The 20,365-nt window shown below is 72.7% G+C and carries 19 protein-coding genes and 2 pseudogenes; 11 read left to right on the forward strand and 10 right to left on the reverse strand.

Features of this window, described 5'->3' with window-relative positions:
- Window positions 1–111: 111 nt before the first annotated feature.
- Window positions 112–462 (forward strand): annotated as a pseudogene (locus AB0C46_RS07445) (cell wall hydrolase); the annotation flags it as partial.
- A gap of 4 nt (window positions 463–466) precedes the next feature.
- Here AB0C46_RS07445 and AB0C46_RS07450 read toward each other — a convergent pair.
- On the reverse strand, window positions 467–1,819 hold the full coding sequence (locus tag AB0C46_RS07450; RefSeq protein WP_362826458.1) for a hypothetical protein: 1,353 nt from the start codon (window positions 1,817–1,819) through the stop codon (window positions 467–469).
- 202 nt (window positions 1,820–2,021) lie between these two features.
- On the opposite strand from AB0C46_RS07450, the gene AB0C46_RS07455 reads away from it, so the two are divergent.
- The gene (locus AB0C46_RS07455) at window positions 2,022–2,564 is read left to right on the forward strand and encodes a hypothetical protein (protein WP_362826460.1); all 543 of its coding nucleotides are present in this window, start codon (window positions 2,022–2,024) and stop codon (window positions 2,562–2,564) included.
- Between the two features lie 80 nt (window positions 2,565–2,644).
- Here the strand turns inward: AB0C46_RS07455 and AB0C46_RS07460 are convergent, their stop codons facing one another.
- Genes AB0C46_RS07460 through AB0C46_RS07470 form a run of 3 tightly spaced genes read right to left on the reverse strand, consistent with a single transcriptional unit; the run spans window position 2,645 to window position 6,002 of the window.
- Window positions 2,645–3,808, reverse strand: coding sequence for an acyl-CoA dehydrogenase family protein (locus tag AB0C46_RS07460; protein WP_362826462.1), 1,164 nt, complete (start codon window positions 3,806–3,808; stop codon window positions 2,645–2,647).
- Window positions 3,805–5,007 (reverse strand): acyl-CoA dehydrogenase family protein, encoded by a 1,203-nt coding sequence (locus AB0C46_RS07465; RefSeq protein WP_362826463.1) that lies wholly within the window; start codon window positions 5,005–5,007, stop codon window positions 3,805–3,807. Before AB0C46_RS07465 ends, AB0C46_RS07460 begins: the two co-directional genes overlap by 4 nt.
- Window positions 5,004–6,002 (reverse strand): NADPH:quinone oxidoreductase family protein, encoded by a 999-nt coding sequence (locus AB0C46_RS07470; protein ID WP_362826464.1) that lies wholly within the window; start codon window positions 6,000–6,002, stop codon window positions 5,004–5,006. Before AB0C46_RS07470 ends, AB0C46_RS07465 begins: the two co-directional genes overlap by 4 nt.
- A 119-nt stretch (window positions 6,003–6,121) precedes the next feature.
- Here AB0C46_RS07470 and AB0C46_RS07475 point away from each other — a divergent pair.
- Window positions 6,122–6,217: pseudogene (locus tag AB0C46_RS07475) on the forward strand (transcriptional regulator); the annotation flags it as partial.
- 64 nt (window positions 6,218–6,281) lie between these two features.
- Here the strand turns inward: AB0C46_RS07475 and AB0C46_RS07480 are convergent.
- From AB0C46_RS07480 to AB0C46_RS07490, 3 genes are all read right to left on the reverse strand, one after another.
- On the reverse strand, window positions 6,282–7,352 hold the full coding sequence (locus tag AB0C46_RS07480; protein ID WP_362826466.1) for a glycosyl hydrolase family 18 protein: 1,071 nt from the start codon (window positions 7,350–7,352) through the stop codon (window positions 6,282–6,284).
- Window positions 7,353–7,494: 142 nt separating this feature from the next.
- The gene (locus AB0C46_RS07485) at window positions 7,495–7,977 is read right to left on the reverse strand and encodes a hypothetical protein (protein ID WP_362826468.1); all 483 of its coding nucleotides are present in this window, start codon (window positions 7,975–7,977) and stop codon (window positions 7,495–7,497) included.
- Window positions 7,974–8,648: a helix-turn-helix domain-containing protein gene (locus AB0C46_RS07490; RefSeq protein WP_362826469.1), complete on the reverse strand. Its 675-nt coding sequence runs from the start codon at window positions 8,646–8,648 to the stop codon at window positions 7,974–7,976. The genes AB0C46_RS07485 and AB0C46_RS07490 overlap by 4 nt, the downstream gene beginning before the upstream one ends.
- Before the next feature lie 114 nt (window positions 8,649–8,762).
- Between AB0C46_RS07490 and AB0C46_RS07495 the strand changes: the two genes are divergently transcribed.
- The 7 genes from AB0C46_RS07495 to AB0C46_RS07525 all read left to right on the forward strand — a co-directional run bounded on the left by AB0C46_RS07495 (window position 8,763) and on the right by AB0C46_RS07525 (window position 17,151).
- Window positions 8,763–9,974: a pyridoxal phosphate-dependent aminotransferase gene (locus AB0C46_RS07495; protein ID WP_362826471.1), complete on the forward strand. Its 1,212-nt coding sequence runs from the start codon at window positions 8,763–8,765 to the stop codon at window positions 9,972–9,974.
- 317 nt (window positions 9,975–10,291) lie between these two features.
- The gene (gene egtA, locus AB0C46_RS07500) at window positions 10,292–11,572 is read left to right on the forward strand and encodes an ergothioneine biosynthesis glutamate--cysteine ligase EgtA (protein ID WP_362826473.1); all 1,281 of its coding nucleotides are present in this window, start codon (window positions 10,292–10,294) and stop codon (window positions 11,570–11,572) included.
- Window positions 11,569–12,891: an ergothioneine biosynthesis protein EgtB gene (gene egtB / locus AB0C46_RS07505; RefSeq protein WP_362826475.1), complete on the forward strand. Its 1,323-nt coding sequence runs from the start codon at window positions 11,569–11,571 to the stop codon at window positions 12,889–12,891. Before egtA ends, egtB begins: the two co-directional genes overlap by 4 nt.
- 37 nt (window positions 12,892–12,928) lie before the next feature.
- Window positions 12,929–13,684, forward strand: a complete 756-nt coding sequence (gene egtC / locus AB0C46_RS07510) for an ergothioneine biosynthesis protein EgtC (RefSeq protein WP_362826476.1) — start codon at window positions 12,929–12,931, stop codon at window positions 13,682–13,684.
- Entirely contained in the window at window positions 13,681–14,643 is a 963-nt protein-coding gene (gene egtD / locus AB0C46_RS07515) for an L-histidine N(alpha)-methyltransferase (protein WP_362826477.1), read from the forward strand. Before egtC ends, egtD begins: the two co-directional genes overlap by 4 nt.
- A gap of 146 nt (window positions 14,644–14,789) precedes the next feature.
- Window positions 14,790–15,728: a phosphatidylinositol-specific phospholipase C gene (locus AB0C46_RS07520; protein WP_362826479.1), complete on the forward strand. Its 939-nt coding sequence runs from the start codon at window positions 14,790–14,792 to the stop codon at window positions 15,726–15,728.
- A gap of 229 nt (window positions 15,729–15,957) precedes the next feature.
- On the forward strand, window positions 15,958–17,151 hold the full coding sequence (locus tag AB0C46_RS07525; RefSeq protein ID WP_362826480.1) for a serine protease: 1,194 nt from the start codon (window positions 15,958–15,960) through the stop codon (window positions 17,149–17,151).
- On the opposite strand, the gene AB0C46_RS07530 is transcribed toward AB0C46_RS07525, so the two are convergent.
- Window positions 17,123–18,157, reverse strand: coding sequence for a phosphatidylinositol-specific phospholipase C domain-containing protein (locus AB0C46_RS07530; protein WP_362826482.1), 1,035 nt, complete (start codon window positions 18,155–18,157; stop codon window positions 17,123–17,125). The genes AB0C46_RS07525 and AB0C46_RS07530 overlap by 29 nt on opposite strands.
- Window positions 18,158–18,331: 174 nt before the next feature.
- On the opposite strand from AB0C46_RS07530, the gene AB0C46_RS07535 reads away from it, so the two are divergent.
- Window positions 18,332–18,874, forward strand: coding sequence for a DUF2165 domain-containing protein (locus AB0C46_RS07535; protein WP_362826483.1), 543 nt, complete (start codon window positions 18,332–18,334; stop codon window positions 18,872–18,874).
- 7 nt (window positions 18,875–18,881) lie between these two features.
- On the opposite strand, the gene AB0C46_RS07540 is transcribed toward AB0C46_RS07535, so the two are convergent.
- On the reverse strand, window positions 18,882–19,034 hold the full coding sequence (locus AB0C46_RS07540) for a hypothetical protein (protein WP_362826484.1): 153 nt from the start codon (window positions 19,032–19,034) through the stop codon (window positions 18,882–18,884).
- Window positions 19,035–19,112: 78 nt separating this feature from the next.
- The gene (locus AB0C46_RS07545) at window positions 19,113–20,288 is read right to left on the reverse strand and encodes an FAD-dependent monooxygenase (protein WP_362826486.1); all 1,176 of its coding nucleotides are present in this window, start codon (window positions 20,286–20,288) and stop codon (window positions 19,113–19,115) included.
- Window positions 20,289–20,365 lie beyond the last annotated feature (77 nt).

Consider the following 20,365-nt stretch of genomic DNA (forward strand, 5'->3'; position numbering starts at 1 on the left):
CGGCGGGGACGCCCCGCTGCTGCGGGACCGGCTGCTCTCCCTCGAACACGGCGCGGCACTCGCCCGGTTGCGCGGAGTGGCGGGCAGCGCCCCGCCCCGGACCCCTTCGCCGACCTGGCCGGTGGCGCGAACTGCCAGCGCTACGCCTACGCCGTGCTGCGCCACTTCGGCCTGCTGATACCACCGTTGCGCTCGGCGGAGCTCTGGGCGGACGACGAGGCGACCCGCCGGGTGGACCGTCCGCAACCGCTGGATCTGGTGCTGTTCGACGGCGGGCCGGCCGACGGCCGGGCACCGGGCTACGGCGCGCACGTGGGCGTCCACCTGGGCCCCGACCAGGTCCTGCATCTGTGCCGGGAGGCCGGGCGGCCCGCCGTATGGCGCTATGCGGACTTCGCGGCGCGGCCGCGCTACGGGCGCTTCCTCGGCGTCAAGCGGGTGGGGCGGGACCGGGGGCGCTGAGCGCTCAGAAGCCGCCGCCGAAGTCGCCGCCACCGCCGAAGCCACCGCCGTCACCGAAACCGCCACCGCCACCGCCGCCGAAGTCGCCGGAGTTGAAGTCGGATCCGGAGTAGTCGCCGCCGTCGGCGCCCGCACCGCCGTAGTCGGCGCCATAGGCGGCGGAGGACATCATCATGTTACCGAGCAGCGTGCCCACCAGGAGGCCGGGCAGCAAGCCACCGCCGAAGTAGCCGCCGGCCCAGGGGCCGTAGGCCGGGCCCGCGTCCCAGTAGGGGCGGTCACCGCTCGCGGTCCTGACCGTACGGGCCAGCGGCTCGCGCCCGTCGTCCATGCGGGTCTTGTCCGCGGCGCAGACCGGGACGGTGCGCTCGGCGCCGCCGTCCGGTGCCCACCGGACATCCACGACGGACGGGCCGTGCCGGGGATCGAAGAAGCAGGGCAGCCGGCGCTCGGGCAGTGGCCTGCCCTCCCGTCGCGCGGCGAGAGCGGCCAGCGAGAACCGGCCGTCCTCCAGGGCCTGGGTCACCGCCTGCACCTCGCCGGGGTGCTGGGCCGCCGCCATCGTCGATTTGGCCTTCTCGTAGGAGTCCAGCGCATGGCTGTAGTCCGCGCGCATCGCGTCGTCGGCGCCGGGCTCACCGGGGTGGAAGTCGAGCCGGTCCAGCTCCTCGCCGAAGGCGGTGATGTCCTCGTCGACGACGATCCGCAGATCCTCCAGCGCGGCCCGCTCCTCCTCGATCCGCTTTCTGCGGTTGCGGCGGGCGATCGCATAGGCACCGCCGCCTCCGACGGCCACCAGCGCTCCGAGCCCGATCGCCGTGCCGGTGTCGAAGCCGCTGTCGCCGGAGCCGCCCCAGGCGGCGGGGGCCTGGCCGTGCGCCGACCGTGCCGCCGTGTCGACGAAGCTGTTCAGGCGCTCGTTGACCGTCGGGTAGTCGGAGCCCTTGACCGAGCCGACGAGGTTCTGCACCGAGTTGCGTGACATCACCCGCGGGTCGGCGCCGGCATTGAAGCCGTTGCCGAGCTCGACGGCGTAGACGCCGCTGATGCCGACCTTGGTGCGCAGATCCCGCAGCAGGGTGCTGGGCTGGTACTCGGCGGCCCGCGGCAGCACGGCGACGAAAATCGGCTTGTCCGCATCCTTGATTTTCTTGGCCAGTGCGTCGGCCTGGGCATCGGAGAACTGGTTCACGGCCCGGGGATCGACGTAGACCGGGCCCTTCTTGAGGGCCGCCGCGGCCTCGTCGAGCCCGCCGACGGCATGGGCACCCGGTGCCATGGCGGCGGCCACCGCCAGCAGCGCGGCCACCAGTAGGAGGACTGGTCCGATCAGCGCACGACGAGTTGCGGTCTTCATGTGTTCGACGCTACCCGAACCTCACTTTCAGGACATCACCGGAGCCGCGACCAATGTGGTCCGGAGCGGTGGATTCTCCCTCTCCTCCAGGGGGCTGTCGCGCCGGAGATGTCCATCCAGGTGATCGCTCAGCGCGTCGTTTTTGATGATCAAAGTGCCGGGGATGTTCGGCTCGCCACTCCCCCGAGGAAACGAGGAGACGATGTGCAGGGCCACCTCGATGGCCACCAATCTGGCCGTCGCCGTCGCCACCACCGCCGTCGGCTGCATGCTGGTGATCTCGCTGGCACCGTCGCGCCCGGACACCGGGAAGAGCGGTCCCGCGACCGGCAGTGCGAGGGCGGCCACGTCCGGCCATGCGGGGTCGGCCGCACGGGCCGCCACCTCCGCCCTCGGCGCGGCCGCCGCCAGTGCCGACCCCGAGGAATTCGCCTCGCCGCCGACGGGGCGGATCGAGGTGACTGCGCCGGAGCCCGGCGTCGACTACAAGGCGAACGGCAGTTTCGCGGTGGCCTGGAACAACAGCACGGGCGAGGAGGTGGACGTCTGGCTGCGGACGGCGACGGGCCACGGCCGGTCGGAGCGGGTGGCGCTGGTCGCGACCCGGGCCGGTGCCGGGCCGACCGGCGAGGCGTTCGTGACGCTGCCCAGAGTGCCGCCGGGGCCGCGCTACTTCCTGGAGGTGGCCACCGCCGGCGATGGCGCGGTCCGCGACTTCAGCCGGACCTTCGCCATCACCGGCTGACCGGAAGCCACCGGCCACACCGGCCGCACCGGCCCACGGGGACCGGCCACACCGGCCACACCGGCCCACAGGGACCGGCCCTACGGTGCGGCGATCCCGACCAGTCCCGCCAGGGCGTCCCGGTGCCGTCCCGGCGACCCCAGGGCGAGCTCATCGCTCTTGGCCCGCTTGAGGAAGAGGTGGGCCGGGTGTTCCCAGGTCATGCCGATGCCGCCGTGCAGCTGGACGCATTCCTGGGCGGCACGTACCGCCACCGGCGCGCAGTACGCCTGGGCGACGGCCACCGCCACCGGGGCGTCGGGGCTGTCGGTGGCGAGTGCGTCGGCGGCGTTACGGGCGGCGGCGCGGGCCGAGGCGACCTCCAGCCAGAGGGCGGCCATCCGGTGCTTGAGCGCCTGGAACGAGCCGACGGGGCGACCGAACTGGGTGCGTTCGGCGGTGTGGCGCACGGTCTCGGTCAGACACCATTCGGCGATGCCCAGCTGCTCCGAGGCGAGCAGTCCGGCACCGGTGAGCAGGGCGCGGTCGACGGTGGCGCGGGCGCGGTCCCCGGTGGCCAGGAGGCGGCCCTGGGCACCGTCGAAGGTGAGGTGGCCCAGACGGCGGGTGAGGTCGAGCGGGGTGACGGTGTCGGTGCGTACCCCATCCGCCGAGGCCGCCACCGCGTAGAGGGCCGGGCCGTCGGGGCCCTGGGCCGGGACGAGCAGGAGCTCGGCGGCCGCGGCGTCGGCGACCGAGGTCACCCGGCCGGTCAGGGCACCGCCGGCATCGGCCCGTACGGACGCCGGTTCCGGCAGCCCGCCGGGGGCGGTGGGCAGCGGGACCGCGAGCACGCCGACGGTGCGACCCCCGGCGAGTGCGGCGAGGGCCGCGGCGACGTCCGCCTGCCCGTGGTCGCAGCCGAGCAGGGCGGTCACCGCGATGACCGCGCTGGTCAGATAGGGGACGGGCGCGACGGAGCGGCCGGTCTCCTCCAGCACGACGGCGGCTTCGCGGGCACTGGCGCCCGCTCCGCCGAACTTTTCGGGCACCAGCAGGCCCGCGGTGCCGATCTCCGTGGCGAGGGCGTGCCAGAGGCCGGTGTCGTAGGCGACGTCCGACTCCAGGCCGGCGAGCACAGTGGCCGGATCGCTGCGGTCGGCGAGCAGCGACCGTACGGCGGCGCGCAGTGCGTCCTCGTCCTCGGAGTACAGGAGGTCGGGGTCGGGTGCCGGGCCGCCGGGCAGGGTGGTCCCGTCGTTCATCGGGGGAGGTCCTTCCACGCGACGTCCTTGTCGGTGCGCGGCTCGGGCGGCAGCCCCAGCACACGTTCGGCGACGATGTTGAGCAGCACTTCCGAGGTGCCCCCTTCGATGGAGTTCCCCTTGGCGCGCAGATAGCGGTAGCCGGCCTCGCGGCCGGTGAAGTCGACGCCGTCGGGGCGGCGCATCGTCCAGTCGTCGTAGGTCAGACCGTCCTCGGCGAGGAACTCCACCTCCCAGCCGCTGATTTCCTGGGCGAGCCGGGCGAAGGCCAGCTTCATGCCGCTGCCCTCGGGGCCCGGCTGGCCCTTGGTCAGCTGCTGGCGCAGCCGCTCGCCGGTCAGCCGGGCGACCTCGGCCTCCACCCACAGCTTCAGCAGCCGCTGGTGCAGATCGTGGGTGCGCAGTTCGGGGCGGGCGCGCCAGTCGGCGGCGGCGACGCCGATCATGCCGCCCTCGCGGGGGGTGCGGGAGCCGCCGATGGCGACCCGCTCGTTCATCAGCGTGGTCTGGGCGACCTTCCAGCCCTCACCGACCGCACCGAGGCGATGGGCGTCGGGGATCCGGACGCCGGTGAGGAAGACCTCGTTGAACTCGGCCTCGCCGGTGATCTGCCGCAGCGGACGCACCTCGACACCGGGGTCGGTCATATCGCATACGAAATAGCTGATGCCGCGGTGTTTGGGCTGGTCGGGGTCGGTGCGGGCGATCAGGATCGCCCAGCGGGCGAGATGTGCGCTGGACGTCCAGACCTTCTGGCCGTCGACGATCCAGTCTCCCCCGCTTCCGGCTGCTCCCCCGTCCTCCCGTACCGCGCGGGTCGCCAGCGCCGCCAGGTCGGAGCCGGCACCGGGCTCGCTGAACAGCTGGCACCACACCTCCTCGCCGGTCCACAGGGGGCGCAGGAAGCGCTGCTTCTGCTCGTCGGTGCCGAAGTGCAGGAGGGTGGGCGCGGCCATGCCGAGGCCGATGCCGATACGGCCGGGGTCGTTGTCGGGGGCGCCGGCGGCCGCCAGTTCCGCGTCCACGACCGCTTGCAGGGAGCGTGGCGCGTCCAGCCCGCCGAGGCCCTGGGGGAAGTGGACCCAGGCGAGCCCGGCGTCGAAGCGGGCGCGCAGGAACTCCAGCCGCCCGGTGGTGGCGGGAGGGTGTGCGGCGAGCAGCTCGGCGGTGCGCCGGCGCAGGTCGTCGGCGTCCGTCATCGGCTCTCCTCCGCTCCGGGGACGACCACGAGCCGGCCGACGGAGGTGCCGTCGGCGACCCGCTGGACGGCATCGGCGGCCGCTGCCAGCGGGACCCGTCCACCGATCAGCGGCTTGATGACGCCCTGGGCGGCGAGCTTGGTGAGCTCCTCGTGGCAGGCGTCGACGGCGGCCGGGTCCTTGGTGTTGTACAGGCCCCAGTGGAGGCCCAGGATCGCGTAGTTCTTCACCAGCGCGTGGTTGAGGGCCGGAGTGGGGACGGCGCCGCCGGCGAAGCCGACGACGACGATCCGGCCCTCGAAGGCGATGCACTTGACGGACTTGGCGTATGCCTCGCCGCCCACCGGGTCGTAGACCACGTCCGCACCATGGCCGCCGGTGGCTTCCTTCACGGCGGCGATGAGATCGTCGGAGCGCCGGTCGAGGACGACATCGCAGCCCAGTTCGCGGGCGACGCGGGCCTTGTCCTCGCCGCCCACCACGCCGATGACCGTCGCGCCCGCGGCCTTGCCGAGCTGGACGGCGGCGCTGCCGACGCCGCCCGCCGCGGCGTGCACGAGCAGCGTCTCGCCCGCCTGGAGACGGGCCCGGCGGTGCAGTCCGAACCAGCCGGTCTGGTAGCCGATGTGCAGCGCGGCGGCCTCGGCGTCGTCCAGGGCCTCGGGGGCCGGGCGGACCGTCGCCGCGTCGACGACCACGAGTTCGGCGAAGCCGCCGTCCGGCAGCGGGGGCTGCGCCAGCACCCGTGCCCCGGTCTCACCGGCCGCGCCCTCCCCCACGGCGAGCACCTCGCCGCAGATCTCCACGCCCGGGGTGAACGGCAGCGGCGGACGCACCTGGTACTGACCGCGGCACAGCAGCGCGTCCGGGAAGTTGACGTTGGCGGCCCGCACCCGCAGCAGCAGCTGCCCCGGTCCCGGCTGCAGGTCCGGCACCTCCTCCAGCCGCATCACCGCACGCGGCTCACCGTTCGCGTGTACGCGCCATGCCTTCACCTGGTGCCTCCACAGACTTGGATACGCGGGTGGGGCGGAGGGCACGCCGGCCCCCTCGCCAGCGACATACTAAGCGGTCGGTATCCCTGAGGGAACAGTCTGCGCCACACCCACCGCACGGGCCCCGGCACCGGCGCGTGCCCGGCCTGCGCCGCGAGGAGCCGGCCCAGCCGGCCGGCGTCAGCGTCGCGTACTCCACACGCCTCGAACAGGGGCTCCGGGCAGGGCGTGCTGATGTACACCGCGGCGCAGGACTCACCGCCCGAGGCGGCGCTGCGGCTACTCGCCGCGGAGCGCGGACCAGAAGTCCGGGTCCTCGAACCCGAGCGCCCATAGGCCGGTGCCCCGTACGCCGTACTTCCTCAGCAGCGGCAGCTGCTCACTGACCCCGCGCCCGTCCTGGTACCAGACCTCGTGTTCCACGCCGTCCTTGCGATAGGTGAAGTGCGGGGTGCCGGACCGCTCGTCGAAGAGGTAGTCCGCGTCCTCCCGTTCGCGCAGCGCCTCGGCCTCCTTCCAGGTCAGATGGGCCGCATGGCCGGCGACCCCGCTGATCCAGTCCCAGCCGTAGCCCGGGAAGGCCACCTCGATCTTGTGCCGGGGGACGGTGTCGGTGGCGTAGCGCAGAAATTCGTCGTACCAGTCCTTGGCGGACAGCGGGCCCGCCTCACCGCCCGACCAGTGCAGGTCGTAGCCCATGATGCGGAACCGGTCGGCGTACCTGCCGAGCCGCTCGTAGTCGAAGGCCTGACCGCTGCCGCGGACCCGGGCCAGCACCGTCACCACACACTGCTTGTCACGTTCGTGCAGCCGCGCGCACAACTCCTTGACCAGCGCGTTGTATCCGGTCCGCACCCGGTCGCGGGCCTCCCGGTCACCGGTGAGGGCCATCGCCTCGTAGTCCAGGTCGATCCCGTCGTACGGACGGCTGTCGACCAGATCCAGCAGCGTGTCGATGTGGTCCCGCCGCCGCTCGGGATCGTGCATCAGGTCGGCCATCTTCTCGGCGCCGAGGGTCTCGGTCACGGTAGGCACGACATCGATCCCGGCGTCGTGCAGTCCGTCGATGATGTCGCGCCGTCCCGCGCCGGTGTGCCCCGTGACGGTGGTGTCGGAGGAGGCCTCGTACCAGAAGGGGCTGACGGTGTGCAGCTGGGAGGCGTGCCGCAGCGCGTCGCGGTAGGCGGCGTCGATATCGCCCCAGTAGGGCAGCCAGGCCGAGCCGGTACGCCCGGCACTCCTCGGGTCCTTGGCCGCCGCGGCCGCCGGTGCCCAGAGCCCGGTGAGCAACGCCACGGTCAGCAGGAGCGCAAGCCCGGTGCGCGCCCGGGTTCCTGATGCATGATCCATTTCCCGAGCGCTACCCGGTTTCGTTCCTGACGTAGCGTCAGTTCGGCTGAACGGGCGCGGCCGGGGCGGGGCGAGGGGCCGCGTGATCCGCGCCCCGGACCGGCGCAAGGCCGGGCCCCGGCGGGGCGACGGGCACGGGCTGCTACGTTCGCCCGGCCCGCTGCTGGGCGTCCCGCAGGGTGTCGGACGGGGTGGCCCACCGGGCCCGTATCACCCGGAAGCCGGCCTCCTCGCATGCGACGCAGACGAGTTCGTCGTCGTCGACGACATGACGGATCTCGCGGTCGCGGGCGATCCGGCGCAGGATCTCCAGCTTGGTGTGCCGCGCCGGGCGCCGGTCACTGTTGGGGCGCATCCACAACCTGCCCTTGGGCAGGCCGTGCCGGTCGAGCCAGGTCAGGGTGTCCCGGCGGCAGCGTTCCGGACGGCCCGTCAGGTAGACGACCTCGCAGTCCTCGGTGCTGCGCAGTGCCAGGGCCACCCCCTCGGCCAGGGGAGGATCCTCGGTGGCCGCCGCGAAGAAGGCCTTCCAGTCACGTGGGGTGCGCTGCACCAGATGCTGCCGGTGGGTGGAGTCGGCGAGCGTGCCGTCCAGGTCGAAGACCGCCAGGGGGCGCGTCGTCATGCCGTTGTCGTCCTCTTCCGTCGCTGCCGTTCGCCGGACCCCTCGGGCAACGTGACCGCGATCCGGCCGGATTCGATTCCCCGTGCGAGGGAGAGGCGATCGTACGCGACAGCGGCACAGGTCGCGGTGTCCATCCGCAGACGGATGTCCGGGCGCCCGGCCGGGCCGTCCGCGTACCCGGCCCCGCCGTCCGGGCCGCCGGACTCCGGCCCGTCACTCCCGAGGACGACATGGAACTCGCCCTCGTCGAGGGCGATGTCGATCACGTCGACGCCGTCCGTGAAGTGCCGCGCCAGCCTTGCCATGAGCGGCACCGCGAACCAGTGGGCCCGCACCGCGTCCGTCGGGCGCCGCTCGTCGAGGGCGGGGGCGCCCCAGTCGGCGAGGGCGGTGAGCGCGGGCAGCAGCGCGCGCCCGCGGGCGGTGAGCTCATAGACGAACGCGGCTCCGGGCGGGGCGAGCCGGCGGCGGGTGACCAGGCCGTCCCGTTCCATGTCCTTGAGCCGGGAGGCGAGCATGTCGGTGCTGACGCCCGGCAGGTCGGCGTGCAGATCGGTGTAGCGCCGGGGGCCACCCAACAGTTCCCGGACGATCAGGAGCGTCCAGCGGTCGCCGACGGCGTCCAGGGCTCGGGCGACGGCGCAGTACTGGTCATAGCTTCGGCGCGGCATGACACCAGCATAGACAGAGGTTGGACTTTCCAAGTACCGGCTTGGTAAAACCAAGTACGGTGTTGACGAGTGCTGCCGCGCCGCGCGGTGAGCGAGGGACCGGGAGGCCGCCGCATGCAGTTCAAGCAGTCCAGCAAGATGGCCGACGTCTGCTACGAGATCCGCGGGCCGGTGATCGAGCACGCGGACGCGCTGGAGGAGGCGGGCCACAGCGTGCTGCGGCTGAACACCGGCAATCCGGCGCTGTTCGGCTTCGAGTGCCCCGAGGAGATCCTGCAGGACGTGATGCGCAATCTGTCCCGCGCACACGGCTACACGGAGTCCCGGGGCATCCTCTCGGCCCGCCGCGCGGTGGCCCAGCACTACCAGCAGAGTGGAATGCCGGACGTCGGTGTCGATGACATCTACCTCGGCAACGGCGTCTCCGAACTCGTCTCGATGGCGGTGCAGGCCCTCCTCGACGACGGCGACGAGGTCCTCATCCCGGCCCCCGACTTCCCGCTCTGGACGGCGGTCACCTCCCTCGCGGGCGGCAAGCCCGTGCACTATCTCTGCGACGAGTCCGCGGACTGGCTGCCGGATCTGGCCGACCTCGCCTCGAAGATCACCGACCGGACCCGGGCGATGGTCATCATCAACCCCAACAACCCGACCGGCGCCGTCTATCCGCGCGAGCTGCTCGACGGCATGCTCGATCTCGCCCGGCGCCACGGACTGATGGTCTTCGCCGACGAGATCTACGACCGGATCCTGTACGACGACGCGGTCCACCACCACGCCGCGGTGCTCGCCCCCGACCTGGTCTGTCTGACGTTCAGCGGACTGTCCAAGTCCTCCCGCGTGGCCGGATTCCGCTCCGGCTGGCTGGTGGTCTCCGGCCCCAAGCAGCACGCCGCCGACTATCTGGAGGGCCTGGGCACCCTCGCCTCCATGCGGCTGTGCCCGAACGCACCCGCGCAGTACGCCATCCAGGCCGCGCTCGGCGGCCGGCAGAGCATCCAGGACCTGGTGCTGCCGGGCGGCCGGCTGCACGAGCAGCGCGACCGGGCCTGGGAGCGGCTGAACGAGATCCCGGGCGTCTCCTGCGTCAAGCCCAAGGGCGCGCTCTACGCCTTCCCCCGCCTCGACCCCGCCGTACACAAGATCCACGACGATGAGAAGTTCGTCCTCGATCTGCTGCTGCGGGAGAAGATCCAGGTTGTCCAGGGCACCGGCTTCAACTGGCCGCGCCCGGATCACTTCCGCATTCTCACCCTCCCGCACGCCGATGACCTGGACACGGCCATCAGCCGGATCGGGCGCTTCCTGGCGGGCTACCGCCAGTGACGGGCGTCGGACGCCGGGCCGCCGAGGCGGCAAACCGCACCCCGCCCCGCACTCACTCGAACGGCCGTACCCCTGCTCCGCCCCCGGCCTGCGCTCGCCGGTCCGGTCCCGGGGCGGGGCTGCGGGCAGGAGGGCCGTCCTGGCACCGAGGAGGGACCGCGGCACCGTGCGGTGGTCTCCGGGTCCGGCCGTCCCCCTCGCCCGGTGGGAGCCCGTCCCGCCGTCCGCTGACGAAATGTGCTCTTGAGCGCATCGCCCGCAGCAGATTAGGTGGAGGGCGGCAATCCTGCCGCCACCCCACGAGGGAGAGGGATTCCATGCCCGTACGGCCTGCAGTAACGGAAGCGGAGCTGGAAGCTCACCTGCGCGGAATATGTTTCAAGACGGGCCCGCCGCGCCGTATCGGCGTCGAGATCGAATGGCTGGTCCATGACGCGCGCAACCCCCGATGTCCGGTCGACCCCGCCCGGCTGCGCGGCGCTGCCGCCGCCCTGCGCGCCCTCCCCCTGACCTCCCTGCTGACCTTCGAACCCGGCGGCCAGCTGGAGCTCAGCTCGCTGCCCGCCACCTCCCTCACCGACTGCATCGAGGCGGTCACCGCCGATCTCGCGCTGGTCCGGCCCGCCATGCTGGCCATGGGGCTGGGCCTGGCCGGCCACGGCCACAATCCGTGGCACCCCCCGCGGCGGGTGCTGACCGATCCCCGCTACAACGCCATGGAGGCGTACTTCGACCGCTGGGGCTCCGCCGGGCGGTCCATGATGTGTGCCACCGCGTCCGTGCAGGTGTGTGTGGACGCCGGCCACGAGGAGCCGGGGCCGCTCGGGTACGGCCGGCGCTGGCTGCTGGCCCATCTGCTGGGCGCCGTGCTGGCCGCGGCGTTCGCCAACTCGCCGACCAGTGAGGGCTGCCCCACCGGCTACCGCACCACCCGCCAGGTGATCTGGTCGCAGCTCGATCCGGACCGTACGCTCGCCCCTCCCCCGGGGCCGGATCCGCGCACCGCCTGGGTGCGCTACGTCCTGGACGCACCGGTCATGTGCATCCGCTCCGACGACGGGCACTGGGACGCTCCGGAGGGGCTCACCTTCCGCGAGTGGATCCGTACCGGCGTCCCCAGACCGCCCACACAGGAGGATCTGGACTACCACGTCACCACGCTCTTCCCGCCCGTACGGCCGCGCGGCCATCTGGAGCTGCGCATGATCGACGCGCAGTCGGGCGACTCCGGCTGGATCGTGCCGCTGGCCGTCACGGCCGCGCTGTTCGACGACCCGGAGGCGACGGAACGGGCGTACCGCATCGTCAAGTCCCTGGCCGAGACGGCCGGTTCCCGCCCTGCGCCGCGCAATCCGCTGTGGCGGCACGCCGCCCGCGGAGCGCTGACCGACCCGGAGCTGCACACCGCCGCGGTGGCCTGTTTCGCCGCCGCGCAGGAAGCCCTGCCGCGCCTCGGGGCCTCCCCCGAGGTGCGCGCGGCGGTCGCGGAGTTCACCGAACGCTATGTGGCACGCGGCCGCTGCCCCGCGGACGACCATCTCGACGCCCTGTACGCCGCGGAGGGCGATCTCATCGTTGGGAAGGACGACAGCCAGTGACCATCGATCCCGAGCTCCTTCGTGAGCGCGCGGCCTCGGCGCTGCTCGCCGCCCGCGACCGTACCCGCCTGCTGACCACCTGCGTCGAGCATCCCGACCTCGTCGCCCAGCACTCCCCGCTGATGTCCCCGCTGGTCTGGGACCTGGCGCACATAGGCAATCAGGAAGAGCAGTGGCTGCTGCGCACCGTCGGCGGCCGTGACGCGCTGCGTCCGGACATCGACTCCGTCTACGACGCCTTCGAGCACCCCCGGTCCGAGCGCCCCTCGCTGCCGCTGCTGGCACCCGACGAGGCACACGGCTATGTCGCCGAGGTCCGCGGCCGGGTGCTGGACATCCTGGAGAACGCCCCGCTGCACGGCGGTCCGCTGCTCGACTCCGGTTTCGCCTTCGGCATGATCGCGCAGCATGAGCAGCAGCACGACGAGACCATGCTCATCACGCACCAGCTGCGCACCGGCCCGGCCGTGCTCACCGCGCCCGAGCCGCCGCCCGCCTCCGACGACATCCTGCCGGCCGAAGTGCTGGTCCCCGGCGGCCCGTTCACCATGGGGACGTCCACCGAGCCCTGGGCGCTGGACAACGAACGGCCCGCCCACCGCCGGCTGGTGCCCGCCTTCCTGATCGACACCACACCGGTCAGCAACGGCGCCTACCAGCGGTTCATCGAGGCCGGCGGCTACGGGGAGCCACGCTGGTGGGCCCCGGCCGGCTGGGCGCAGGTGCAGGAGCACAAGCTGCGCGCCCCGCTCTTCTGGAAGCGCGACGGCGGCCAGTGGCTGCGCCGGAGGTTCGGGGTGACCGAGCCGGTGCCGCCGGACGAGCCGGTGCTGCATGTGAGCTGGTACGAGGCGGACGCCTACGCACGCTGGGCCGGGCGGCGGCTGCCGACCGAGGCCGAGTGGGAGAAGGCCGCCCGCCACGACCCGGCGACCGGGCGCGCCAGGCGCTACCCCTGGGGCGACGAGGACCCCACCGCGGCGCATGCCAACCTCGGCCAGCGGCATCTGCGGCCCGCCCCGATCGGCAGCTACCCGGACGGACAGTCGCCGCTCGGCATCCGGCAGCTGATCGGCGATGTGTGGGAGTGGACGGCGAGCGACTTCCTGCCGTACCCGGGCTTTGCCGCCTTCCCCTACCGGGAGTACTCGGAGGTGTTCTTCGGCGACGCGCACAAGGTGCTGCGCGGCGGTTCGTTCGCGGTCGACCCGGTGGCCTGCCGGGGCACCTTCCGCAACTGGGACCTGCCGGTCCGGCGGCAGATATTCTCCGGGTTCCGTACCGCCCGGGACGCCGACCCGATGGCGGTGGACGCATGAGGTCCACGACCCCGCCGCTTCGGGAGGCCGGTGCCTGATGTGCCGTCATCTTGCTTATCTGGGACCGGAGATACCCTTCGGCCAGGTGCTGCTCGCCCCGCCCCACAGCCTCCACCGGCAGTCGTGGGCGCCCCGCCGTCAGCGGCACGGCACGGTCAACGCGGACGGGTTCGGCGTCGGCTGGTACGCGCCCGGCGACCCGGTGCCCGCGCGCTACCGGCGGGCCGGGCCGATCTGGGGCGACGATCTGCTGCCCGACCTGGCCCGGGTGGTGCGCACCGGCGCGCTGCTCGCCGCCGTGCGGGACGCCACCGTGGCCGGTGCGGACGCCGAGGCCGCGGCCGCGCCGTTCGCCACCGGCCGCTATCTGTTCAGCCACAACGGCGCGGTGGCCGGCTGGCCGGACGCGCTCGCCCCGCTCGCTGCCGAGCTGCCGCCGGAGGAGCTGCTGCGGCTGCCGGCCCGCTGCGACGCGGCGTTCCTGTGGGCACTGGTCCTGCACCGGCTGGCGCGCGGCGACGAGCTCGGCGACGCGCTGGCCGGCACCGTCGCGGCGGTCGCCGCGGCCGCACCCGGCTCCCGGCTCAACCTGCTGCTCACCGACGGCACCACCATCGCCGCCACCGCCTGGGGCGACACGCTGTGCCATCTGGCCCTTCCCGAAGGCGGCACGGTGGTCGCCTCCGAACCGTACGACGATTCCCCCCACTGGACCGAGGTGCCCGACCGCACCCTGCTGCGCGCCACCCGGACCGAGGTCCACCTCTCCCCGCTCAAGGAGCCCGCCACGTGAGCCCCCTCAGCATCACCCGCACCCTCCCTGCCGACGCCACGGCGGCCGCGCTGCGCGCCGATGTCTCCCAGGGCCTGACCCGTACCCCCAAACAACTGCCGCCCAAATGGTTCTACGACGCCCGCGGCAGCGAGCTGTTCGAGGACATCACCAAGCTGCCGGACTACTACCCGACCCGGGCCGAGCGGGAGATCCTGCTCACCCGCGCCGACCACATCGCCGCGGCCACCGGTGCCCGCACCCTGATCGAGCTGGGTTCCGGCTCCTCCGACAAGACCCGCCATCTCCTCGGTGCGCTGACCGGACTGCACACCTATCTGCCGATCGACGTCAGCGAATCCGCGCTGGCCGCGGCGGGCGAGGCGCTGCTCACCGAGCACCCCGGCCTGACCGTGCACGCACTGGTCGCCGACTTCCAGCAGGGCATCGAACTCCCCGCGACGCCCGGCCCGCGGCTGCTCGCCTTCCTCGGCGGCACCATCGGCAATCTGCTCCCCGAGGAGCGCTCCGCGTTCCTGCACTCCGTGCACGACATGCTGTCCCCGGGCGATGCCCTGCTGCTCGGCACCGACCTGGTCAAGGACGAGGCCATGCTCGTCGCCGCCTACGACGATCCGCAGGGCGTGACGGCCGCGTTCAACAAGAACGTCCTTGAGGTCATCAACCGCGAGCTGGGCGGCGACTTCGATCCGGCGGACTTCGACCATGTCGCCCTGTGGAACGCCGGACAGGAGTGGATCGAGATGCGGCTCCGGGCCCGTAAGGACCTGACCGTCAAGATCCCCGGGGTGGACCTGGCCGTGCCCTTCACCGCCGGCGAGGAGGTGCGCACCGAGATCTCGGCGAAGTTCCGCCAGGAGGGGGTGCGTGCCGAACTAGCCGCGGCTGGCCTGGATTTGAGGAATTGGTGGACCGACAGCACGGACCGCTTCGCGCTGTCGCTGTCCTTCCGGGTCTGATCTCCGCGGCTTCCCGGCCGGTGTGACCTCCGGGTCCGCCGGCCGGGTGCCGCACCCGCGCCCGATGTGGTTCGATGCCCCGACCGCATGTTCGCACCGGACGGCCGGTGCGCACGCACGCAGACTCGACGGGCAGGGGAAGCGGCATGGGGCTGGGGCTGGATCGACGGGGATTCCTCAGGGGCGCGGCCGGGTTGTCGGCCGCCGGAGTGCTGGCGGGCGCCGGCAGCGGGCAGTTCACGGCCGGCGCCGCGGAACGCCGGGCGTCAGCGGTGTCCGCGGTGTCCATGGCGGACTGGATGGCGGCGCTCGGCGACGGCACCCCGGTGCAGCGGCTGACGATCCCCGGTACCCATGACTCCGGTGCCCGGCTGGGCGGCCCCTGGGTGGCCTGCCAGAACACCTCCGTCGACGCCCAACTCGCCTCCGGAATACGCTTCCTGGACATCCGCTGCCGGGCCATCGACAACGTCTTCGCCATCCACCACGGCGCCTTCTACCAGGAGCTGATGTTCGGCGATGTGCTCAACGCCTGCCGGGCGTTCCTCCAGGCACACCCCACGGAGACGGTGCTGATGCGGGTCAAGCAGGAGTACTCGGAGGTCTCCGCCGAGGAGTTCCGCCGGATCTTCGGCATCTACCTGGACGACAAGGGCTACCGGTCACTGTTCCGGCTGGACGCCGGACTGCCGACCCTCGGCCAGGCCCGCGGCAAGGTCGTCCTGCTGGCGGACTCCGACGGCCTGGGCGGCGTCCGCTACGCCGATCCGCAGCTGTTCGACATCCAGGACGACTACATGGCGGAGCCGTTCGGGAAGTACCCGAAGATCGAGGCCCAGTTCCGCAAGGCCGTCACCCAGCCCGGCAAGCTGTTCGTCAACTACGTCAGCACCGCCGCCCTGCTCCCGCCCCGCTCCACCGCGGACCGCCTCAACCCGCAGGTCAAGAAGCTGCTCACGGGCTCGGAAGGGAGCGGCTGGACGGGCCTGGGCATCGTGCCGATGGACTTCCCGAACGAGTTCGACCTGGCCGGAACGCTGATCGGGCACAACCTGGCGGGGCGGCGCCTGCGGCGGGCGGCATGAGGGTGGCGAGCCGGTTCCGCGGCACCGTGCGGCTCACCCGACCGGACTAGCCGGAGGCGGCCGGGCGGCAGTGTCACCCCGCCCGGTGCGCCCGGCCCGCCGGGCCCCGGATCGTGGGTGTCCCGGGGCGCTCCGGCGCGGGTTTTTCCGGTGCTCCGCGCTGCCGGTGCGGAATGAGGCGCCCGGGTGACCGAACCACAGCGGCCACCCCTGCATCAGACTGGGTGAAATGTCTGGATCCGGTGCCGCCCCTGCCTCCGACGGGGTGTCGCCGGCTGATGCGGCGAGGCGGCGGCTGGTGGAGACGAGCGAACGCGGGGCCGTACCGGCGGACAGCGCCGGGCGGGCGGCCGAGGACGCCGGGGCACCGGCGCCCGAGGTCTGCCCCGGTCCCGGCGGGCCGGCGTGCACCGGCCGCGACCGGGCCGGCGTTCCGCTGCGGGTGACCCTCGCGCTCGGGATCCTGACCGTGGTCGTGGGCAGCACGGTGCTGGCGCTGGGCTCCCCGTCCCGCGATCCGTTCCTGGCCCCCGGGGACACCGCCACCGGCTCCTACCTGGCGACCCGGGCCGACGGCGACCAGGCCGCCGCCGCGGTGCTCGCCGGACCCTACAAGGAGCGGCCCGGCCCGCCGATGGCGGCACGGCGCAGCGGCGTCATGGCGGCCCCGCTGACGGCCTCCCGGCCCCTGCTGGCAGCCCCGGCGGCCCCCTCACCGGCGATCGGCGCACTCTTCTCCCCCGACGACGACGGCAACCCGGTCCACCACTGCACGGCCAGCGTGGTGCACTCCCCGGCGGGCGATCTCATCGCCACCGCGGCGCACTGTGTGCACGACGGCGGCTTCCGGACCCGCCTGGTGTTCGCGCCCGGTCTGCACGACGGGATCGCGCCGTACGGCCTGTGGGTGCCCACCCGGATCCTTGTCGATCCGCGCTGGATCAGCGACCGGGACCCCGACCATGATGTGGCGTTCCTGCGGGTGCGCAGGGCGGGGCGGGCCGGCGGCCGGATAGCGGACCTCACCGGCGCCGAACGGATCCGCTTCGATGCGCCGGCCGGGCGCCCGGCGCAGCTGACGGGCTATCCCGAGGGCCAGGACACCCCGGTCAGCTGCCGGCACACGACGGACGCCCAGGGCCCGGCCCAACTCCGTTTCAGCTGCCCGGGGTTCCCGAACGGGACCAGCGGCGGGCCGATGCTCACCGACCTCGACCCGGCCAGCGGGACCGGTGCGCTGATCGGTGTGATCGGCGGTCTCGACGAGGGCGGTGACGACCTCGTCTCATACAGCAGCCGGTTCGGCAAGGACGTGGCCGCGCTCTACCGGCGGGCGATAGCGGAGCCGGGCCCGCGGCCCCCGCAGCCCGGCTCCCGCGCCCACCTGTCCGGCGTCACGCCCCGCGCGGTACCACGGTCTTGAGGACGGACGGCAGCGGATACCAGTCGGCGGTGGCGAAGCTCGCGTGTGCGGCGGCGAGTTGACCGACCCGGGCCCGTGCCTCCGCCTCGGTCGGGCGGGTGCCGTCGATGGCCGGCGGCACATTGTGGGCGTCGGTCATGATGAGCAGGTAGTGCCGGGTGTCGTACCAGGCGGTGTCGATACTGCCGTTCAGATAGGTCGAGGCGTCACCGTCGAAGACCACGAACCAGGGGCGCAGCGCGGGGTCCTGGTAGCGCTCCCGGGGGTCGCCGGGAGCGGCGCCGTGCACCGCGGGAAAGGCCGTCGACCGGTCCAGCTGCCCCCGTGCCGCGAGGTCCTTGAGGTGGCCGGCGTACTCCACGTCCGTCCACAGCTTGTCGAACGGGTTCTTCTCCTCGACGGTGCCGGGTATCAGCTCGATCAGGAACTTGCCGGCCAGGTCGGCGCGTGAGGGCCAGCCGCCGGCCCGCACCGCCTCGTCGGGGGTGGCGTGCCCGGCGGTGAGCTCGCCGGGGCCGTAGACGGCGTCGCCCAGCTTCTCGCGCACCAGCGCGTCGAACTCGGCGGGGCCGCGGCCGCCCTTGGCGTTGAAGCCGTCCTTCATCTCGATCTTGAACAGGATCGGACGGTGTCCGGGGTGGGCGTCGTGCCAGGCCTTCACATCGGCGAGGCACCCGGCGAAGTCCTGGTTGCGGTCCTTGGTGCGCAGCTCCGAGGCGTTCGCGGCGCCCTCGCAGTTGCTGTTGTTGCCCAGCGGGTTGCTGTGCGAGACCCGGAAGGACCGGCCCAGTCCGTTGGACCAGAGGTCGAGTTCGAGCAGTGCGGCGCCGGAGTCCAGGGCATCCGCGAAGTAGGGGTACTTCTCCTTCTCATAGGCGTTGTGGACGCCCACGGACGTGCTGGTGCCGTATGTCGTGCCGGCCGGCTCGGCGCCCGCCGGCCCGGTCACCGCGATCACCGCCGCCGCCGCGACGGCGACCGTCCCCACACACCGCTTTCCGTTCATGTGCCCCGCTTCCCCTAGGTGTCCGGCCGTCCGGCCGGTCGCCCGACGGCCGATCGACCAGTTGGTCACCCGGCCGATCGGGCAGCAGCGTACGGGAGTTCAGCACTACTGGAATCACAGGGTGGATGACCGATGAGCAAAGATCGGACAACACAACCGACTCGGGGAGGACCCATGTCCGACAAAAGCTCCACCTACCGGATACCGCACACCGGACTGTCGCTCGCTGCGGCCACCCTCACGGGCATCGTCGCCCTCTATATCGCCCTCGTCGTCTTCGGCAATATCACTGACTTCGACACCAACCAGCAGTTCGTCCGGCATGTCCTGGCCATGGACACCACCTTCAAGGATCCGGACCTGATGGGGCGGGCCATCACCTCACAGACATGGCAGAACGCCGCGTATCTGGGCATCATCGCCTGGGAAACGCTCACCGCACTGACACTGATCGTGGCCACCGCGCTGTGGACCTTGGGCATGCGCCGCCGGCACGGCCTCGCCCGCGCCCGGCTGGTCAGCACCGTCGGTCTGCTGATGCTCCTCCTCCTCTTCGGCGCGGGCTTTCTCGCCGTCGGCGGTGAGTGGTTCGCCATGTGGCAGTCCGAGACGTGGAACGGCCTGGAGGCGGCCACCCGGAATGTGACCCTCGCCGGGATCGCCCTGCTGGTCGTCCACCTCCCGGGGGCGGCCGGACGCGAAGCGGCCGAGGAGTGAGACGCCCTCACTTCGCCCGGAACCAGAACGCCGTTCTCCAGAAGGGCGATTCCCCGACCGCCGGATCATGACTGCACATCAGCTCGCGCAGCGCCGCCACGGCGGCGCGCGCCGGCGCCGCGTCCGGTACCAGTGGGATGTCCTCGGCAGTTGTGGTCATGGCGCCTTCCCTGCAGAGCGATCGGCACGGTGCCGATCTCCTGCACCCAGCAGACCACAGGGGTCTGACAATGCGCTCTCACCACTCGATCCGGTAGCCCGTCAGCCAGTTGTCCGCCCCCGCGCCGCCACGCTCGGCGGCGTCCGGGCGGGACGGGCGGCCGGGGGTGCCCGAGGCGGTGAGCTTGGCCATCCCGGCGCTGGCCGCGACGACCTGCTCCACCCGCTCCCGGCGCAACTGCTCGTAGGCGGCGAAGGCGCTGTGCGGATCGGGCTGGTCACGCAGGCACTTGGCGAGGACGATGCCGTCCTCGATGGCCATGGACGCGCCCTGGGCGGCGTTGGGCGCGGCCGCGTGCGCGGCGTCGCCGAGGACGACCATGGTGCCGTTGTGCCAGACCGGGGTGCTGGCGAGGTCATAGGCGTTGGAGGCGATGACGCGGTCGCCGGTGGCCCGGACGAGGGCGGCGGCCGGGGTGTCGTCGCCGTCGAAGAGCCCGGCGACCCGCTCCCGCCAGGCGGCGGGGGTGACGGCCGGCGGATCGGCCCGGTCCAGTTCCGTACCGGGGATGTTGGCGAACCACCAGACCTCGCCGTCGGGGGCCCGGGTGCAGCCGAAGAAGGCCCGCTTGCCGAAGATCATGGTGTAGGTGTCCGGGGCGAGCGGCACCCCGGCGGCGTCGCGGAGGTAGCCGCAGACGGTGTTCTGGCCGGTGTAGCGCGGTTGCGGGGCGGCCGGGTCGATCAGGGCGCGGGTGACGGAGTGCAGACCGTCGGCGCCGATCAGCACATCCCCCTCGGCGCGGCTGCCGTCGGCGAAGGTGGCGACGACCCTTCGGCCGCCGGCGCCGTCCACGGTCTCGGCACCGACCAGCCGCTTCCCGTGCCGTACCGCGATCCCGCGGCGGATCGCCTCGCGGTGCAGCACCTGGTAGAGGGTGGCCCGCCGCAGGGTGCGCGGGCCGAGGTCGTCGCCCCCTTCGGTGCCCGCGATGGGGCGCTCCCCCAGCCGTGTGCCGTCGTTGCCGATGAACTCCACCCGCTGCGCCGGGAAGGAGCTGTCGACGACGGGGCCGTGCGCGTCGATCACCCGGAGCGCTTCGAGGCCGTTGGCGAAGACGACGAGAAAGGCGCCGACATCGTCCGCGCCGGTCGGGTAGGCCTCGAAGATCTCGGCGTCGATGCCCGCCTTCTGCAGGGCCATCGCGGACACCGCTCCCGCGATGCCGCCTCCGATGATCAGGGCTTTGGTCATGGCCGTTGTTCCCCCCAGTCGGGTCGCCGGCCCGGTCACGGCCGGCGAGTGGTGCGGCCCCGGTGGCCGCACCCCTC

Source organism: Streptomyces sp. NPDC048637 (assembly GCF_040650675.1).
Taxonomy (GTDB): Bacteria; Actinomycetota; Actinomycetes; order Streptomycetales; family Streptomycetaceae; genus Streptomyces.

What these genes read in the sequence shown, in the direction of transcription:
- AB0C46_RS07450 (WP_362826458.1), bottom strand. Translation starts at nt 1,819, where the DNA reads ATGAAGACCGCAACTCGTCGTGCGCTGATCGGACCAGTCCTCCTACTG.
- AB0C46_RS07455 (WP_362826460.1), top strand. Translation starts at nt 2,022, where the DNA reads ATGTGCAGGGCCACCTCGATGGCCACCAATCTGGCCGTCGCCGTCGCC.
- AB0C46_RS07460 (WP_362826462.1), bottom strand. Translation starts at nt 3,808, where the DNA reads ATGAACGACGGGACCACCCTGCCCGGCGGCCCGGCACCCGACCCCGAC.
- AB0C46_RS07465 (WP_362826463.1), bottom strand. Translation starts at nt 5,007, where the DNA reads ATGACGGACGCCGACGACCTGCGCCGGCGCACCGCCGAGCTGCTCGCC.
- AB0C46_RS07480 (WP_362826466.1), bottom strand. Translation starts at nt 7,352, where the DNA reads ATGGATCATGCATCAGGAACCCGGGCGCGCACCGGGCTTGCGCTCCTG.
- AB0C46_RS07485 (WP_362826468.1), bottom strand. Translation starts at nt 7,977, where the DNA reads ATGACGACGCGCCCCCTGGCGGTCTTCGACCTGGACGGCACGCTCGCC.
- AB0C46_RS07490 (WP_362826469.1), bottom strand. Translation starts at nt 8,648, where the DNA reads ATGCCGCGCCGAAGCTATGACCAGTACTGCGCCGTCGCCCGAGCCCTG.
- AB0C46_RS07495 (WP_362826471.1), top strand. Translation starts at nt 8,763, where the DNA reads ATGCAGTTCAAGCAGTCCAGCAAGATGGCCGACGTCTGCTACGAGATC.
- egtA (WP_362826473.1), top strand. Translation starts at nt 10,292, where the DNA reads ATGCCCGTACGGCCTGCAGTAACGGAAGCGGAGCTGGAAGCTCACCTG.
- egtC (WP_362826476.1), top strand. Translation starts at nt 12,929, where the DNA reads ATGTGCCGTCATCTTGCTTATCTGGGACCGGAGATACCCTTCGGCCAG.
- AB0C46_RS07520 (WP_362826479.1), top strand. Translation starts at nt 14,790, where the DNA reads ATGGGGCTGGGGCTGGATCGACGGGGATTCCTCAGGGGCGCGGCCGGG.
- AB0C46_RS07525 (WP_362826480.1), top strand. Translation starts at nt 15,958, where the DNA reads ATGTCTGGATCCGGTGCCGCCCCTGCCTCCGACGGGGTGTCGCCGGCT.
- AB0C46_RS07530 (WP_362826482.1), bottom strand. Translation starts at nt 18,157, where the DNA reads ATGAACGGAAAGCGGTGTGTGGGGACGGTCGCCGTCGCGGCGGCGGCG.
- AB0C46_RS07535 (WP_362826483.1), top strand. Translation starts at nt 18,332, where the DNA reads ATGTCCGACAAAAGCTCCACCTACCGGATACCGCACACCGGACTGTCG.
- AB0C46_RS07540 (WP_362826484.1), bottom strand. Translation starts at nt 19,034, where the DNA reads ATGACCACAACTGCCGAGGACATCCCACTGGTACCGGACGCGGCGCCG.
- AB0C46_RS07545 (WP_362826486.1), bottom strand. Translation starts at nt 20,288, where the DNA reads ATGACCAAAGCCCTGATCATCGGAGGCGGCATCGCGGGAGCGGTGTCC.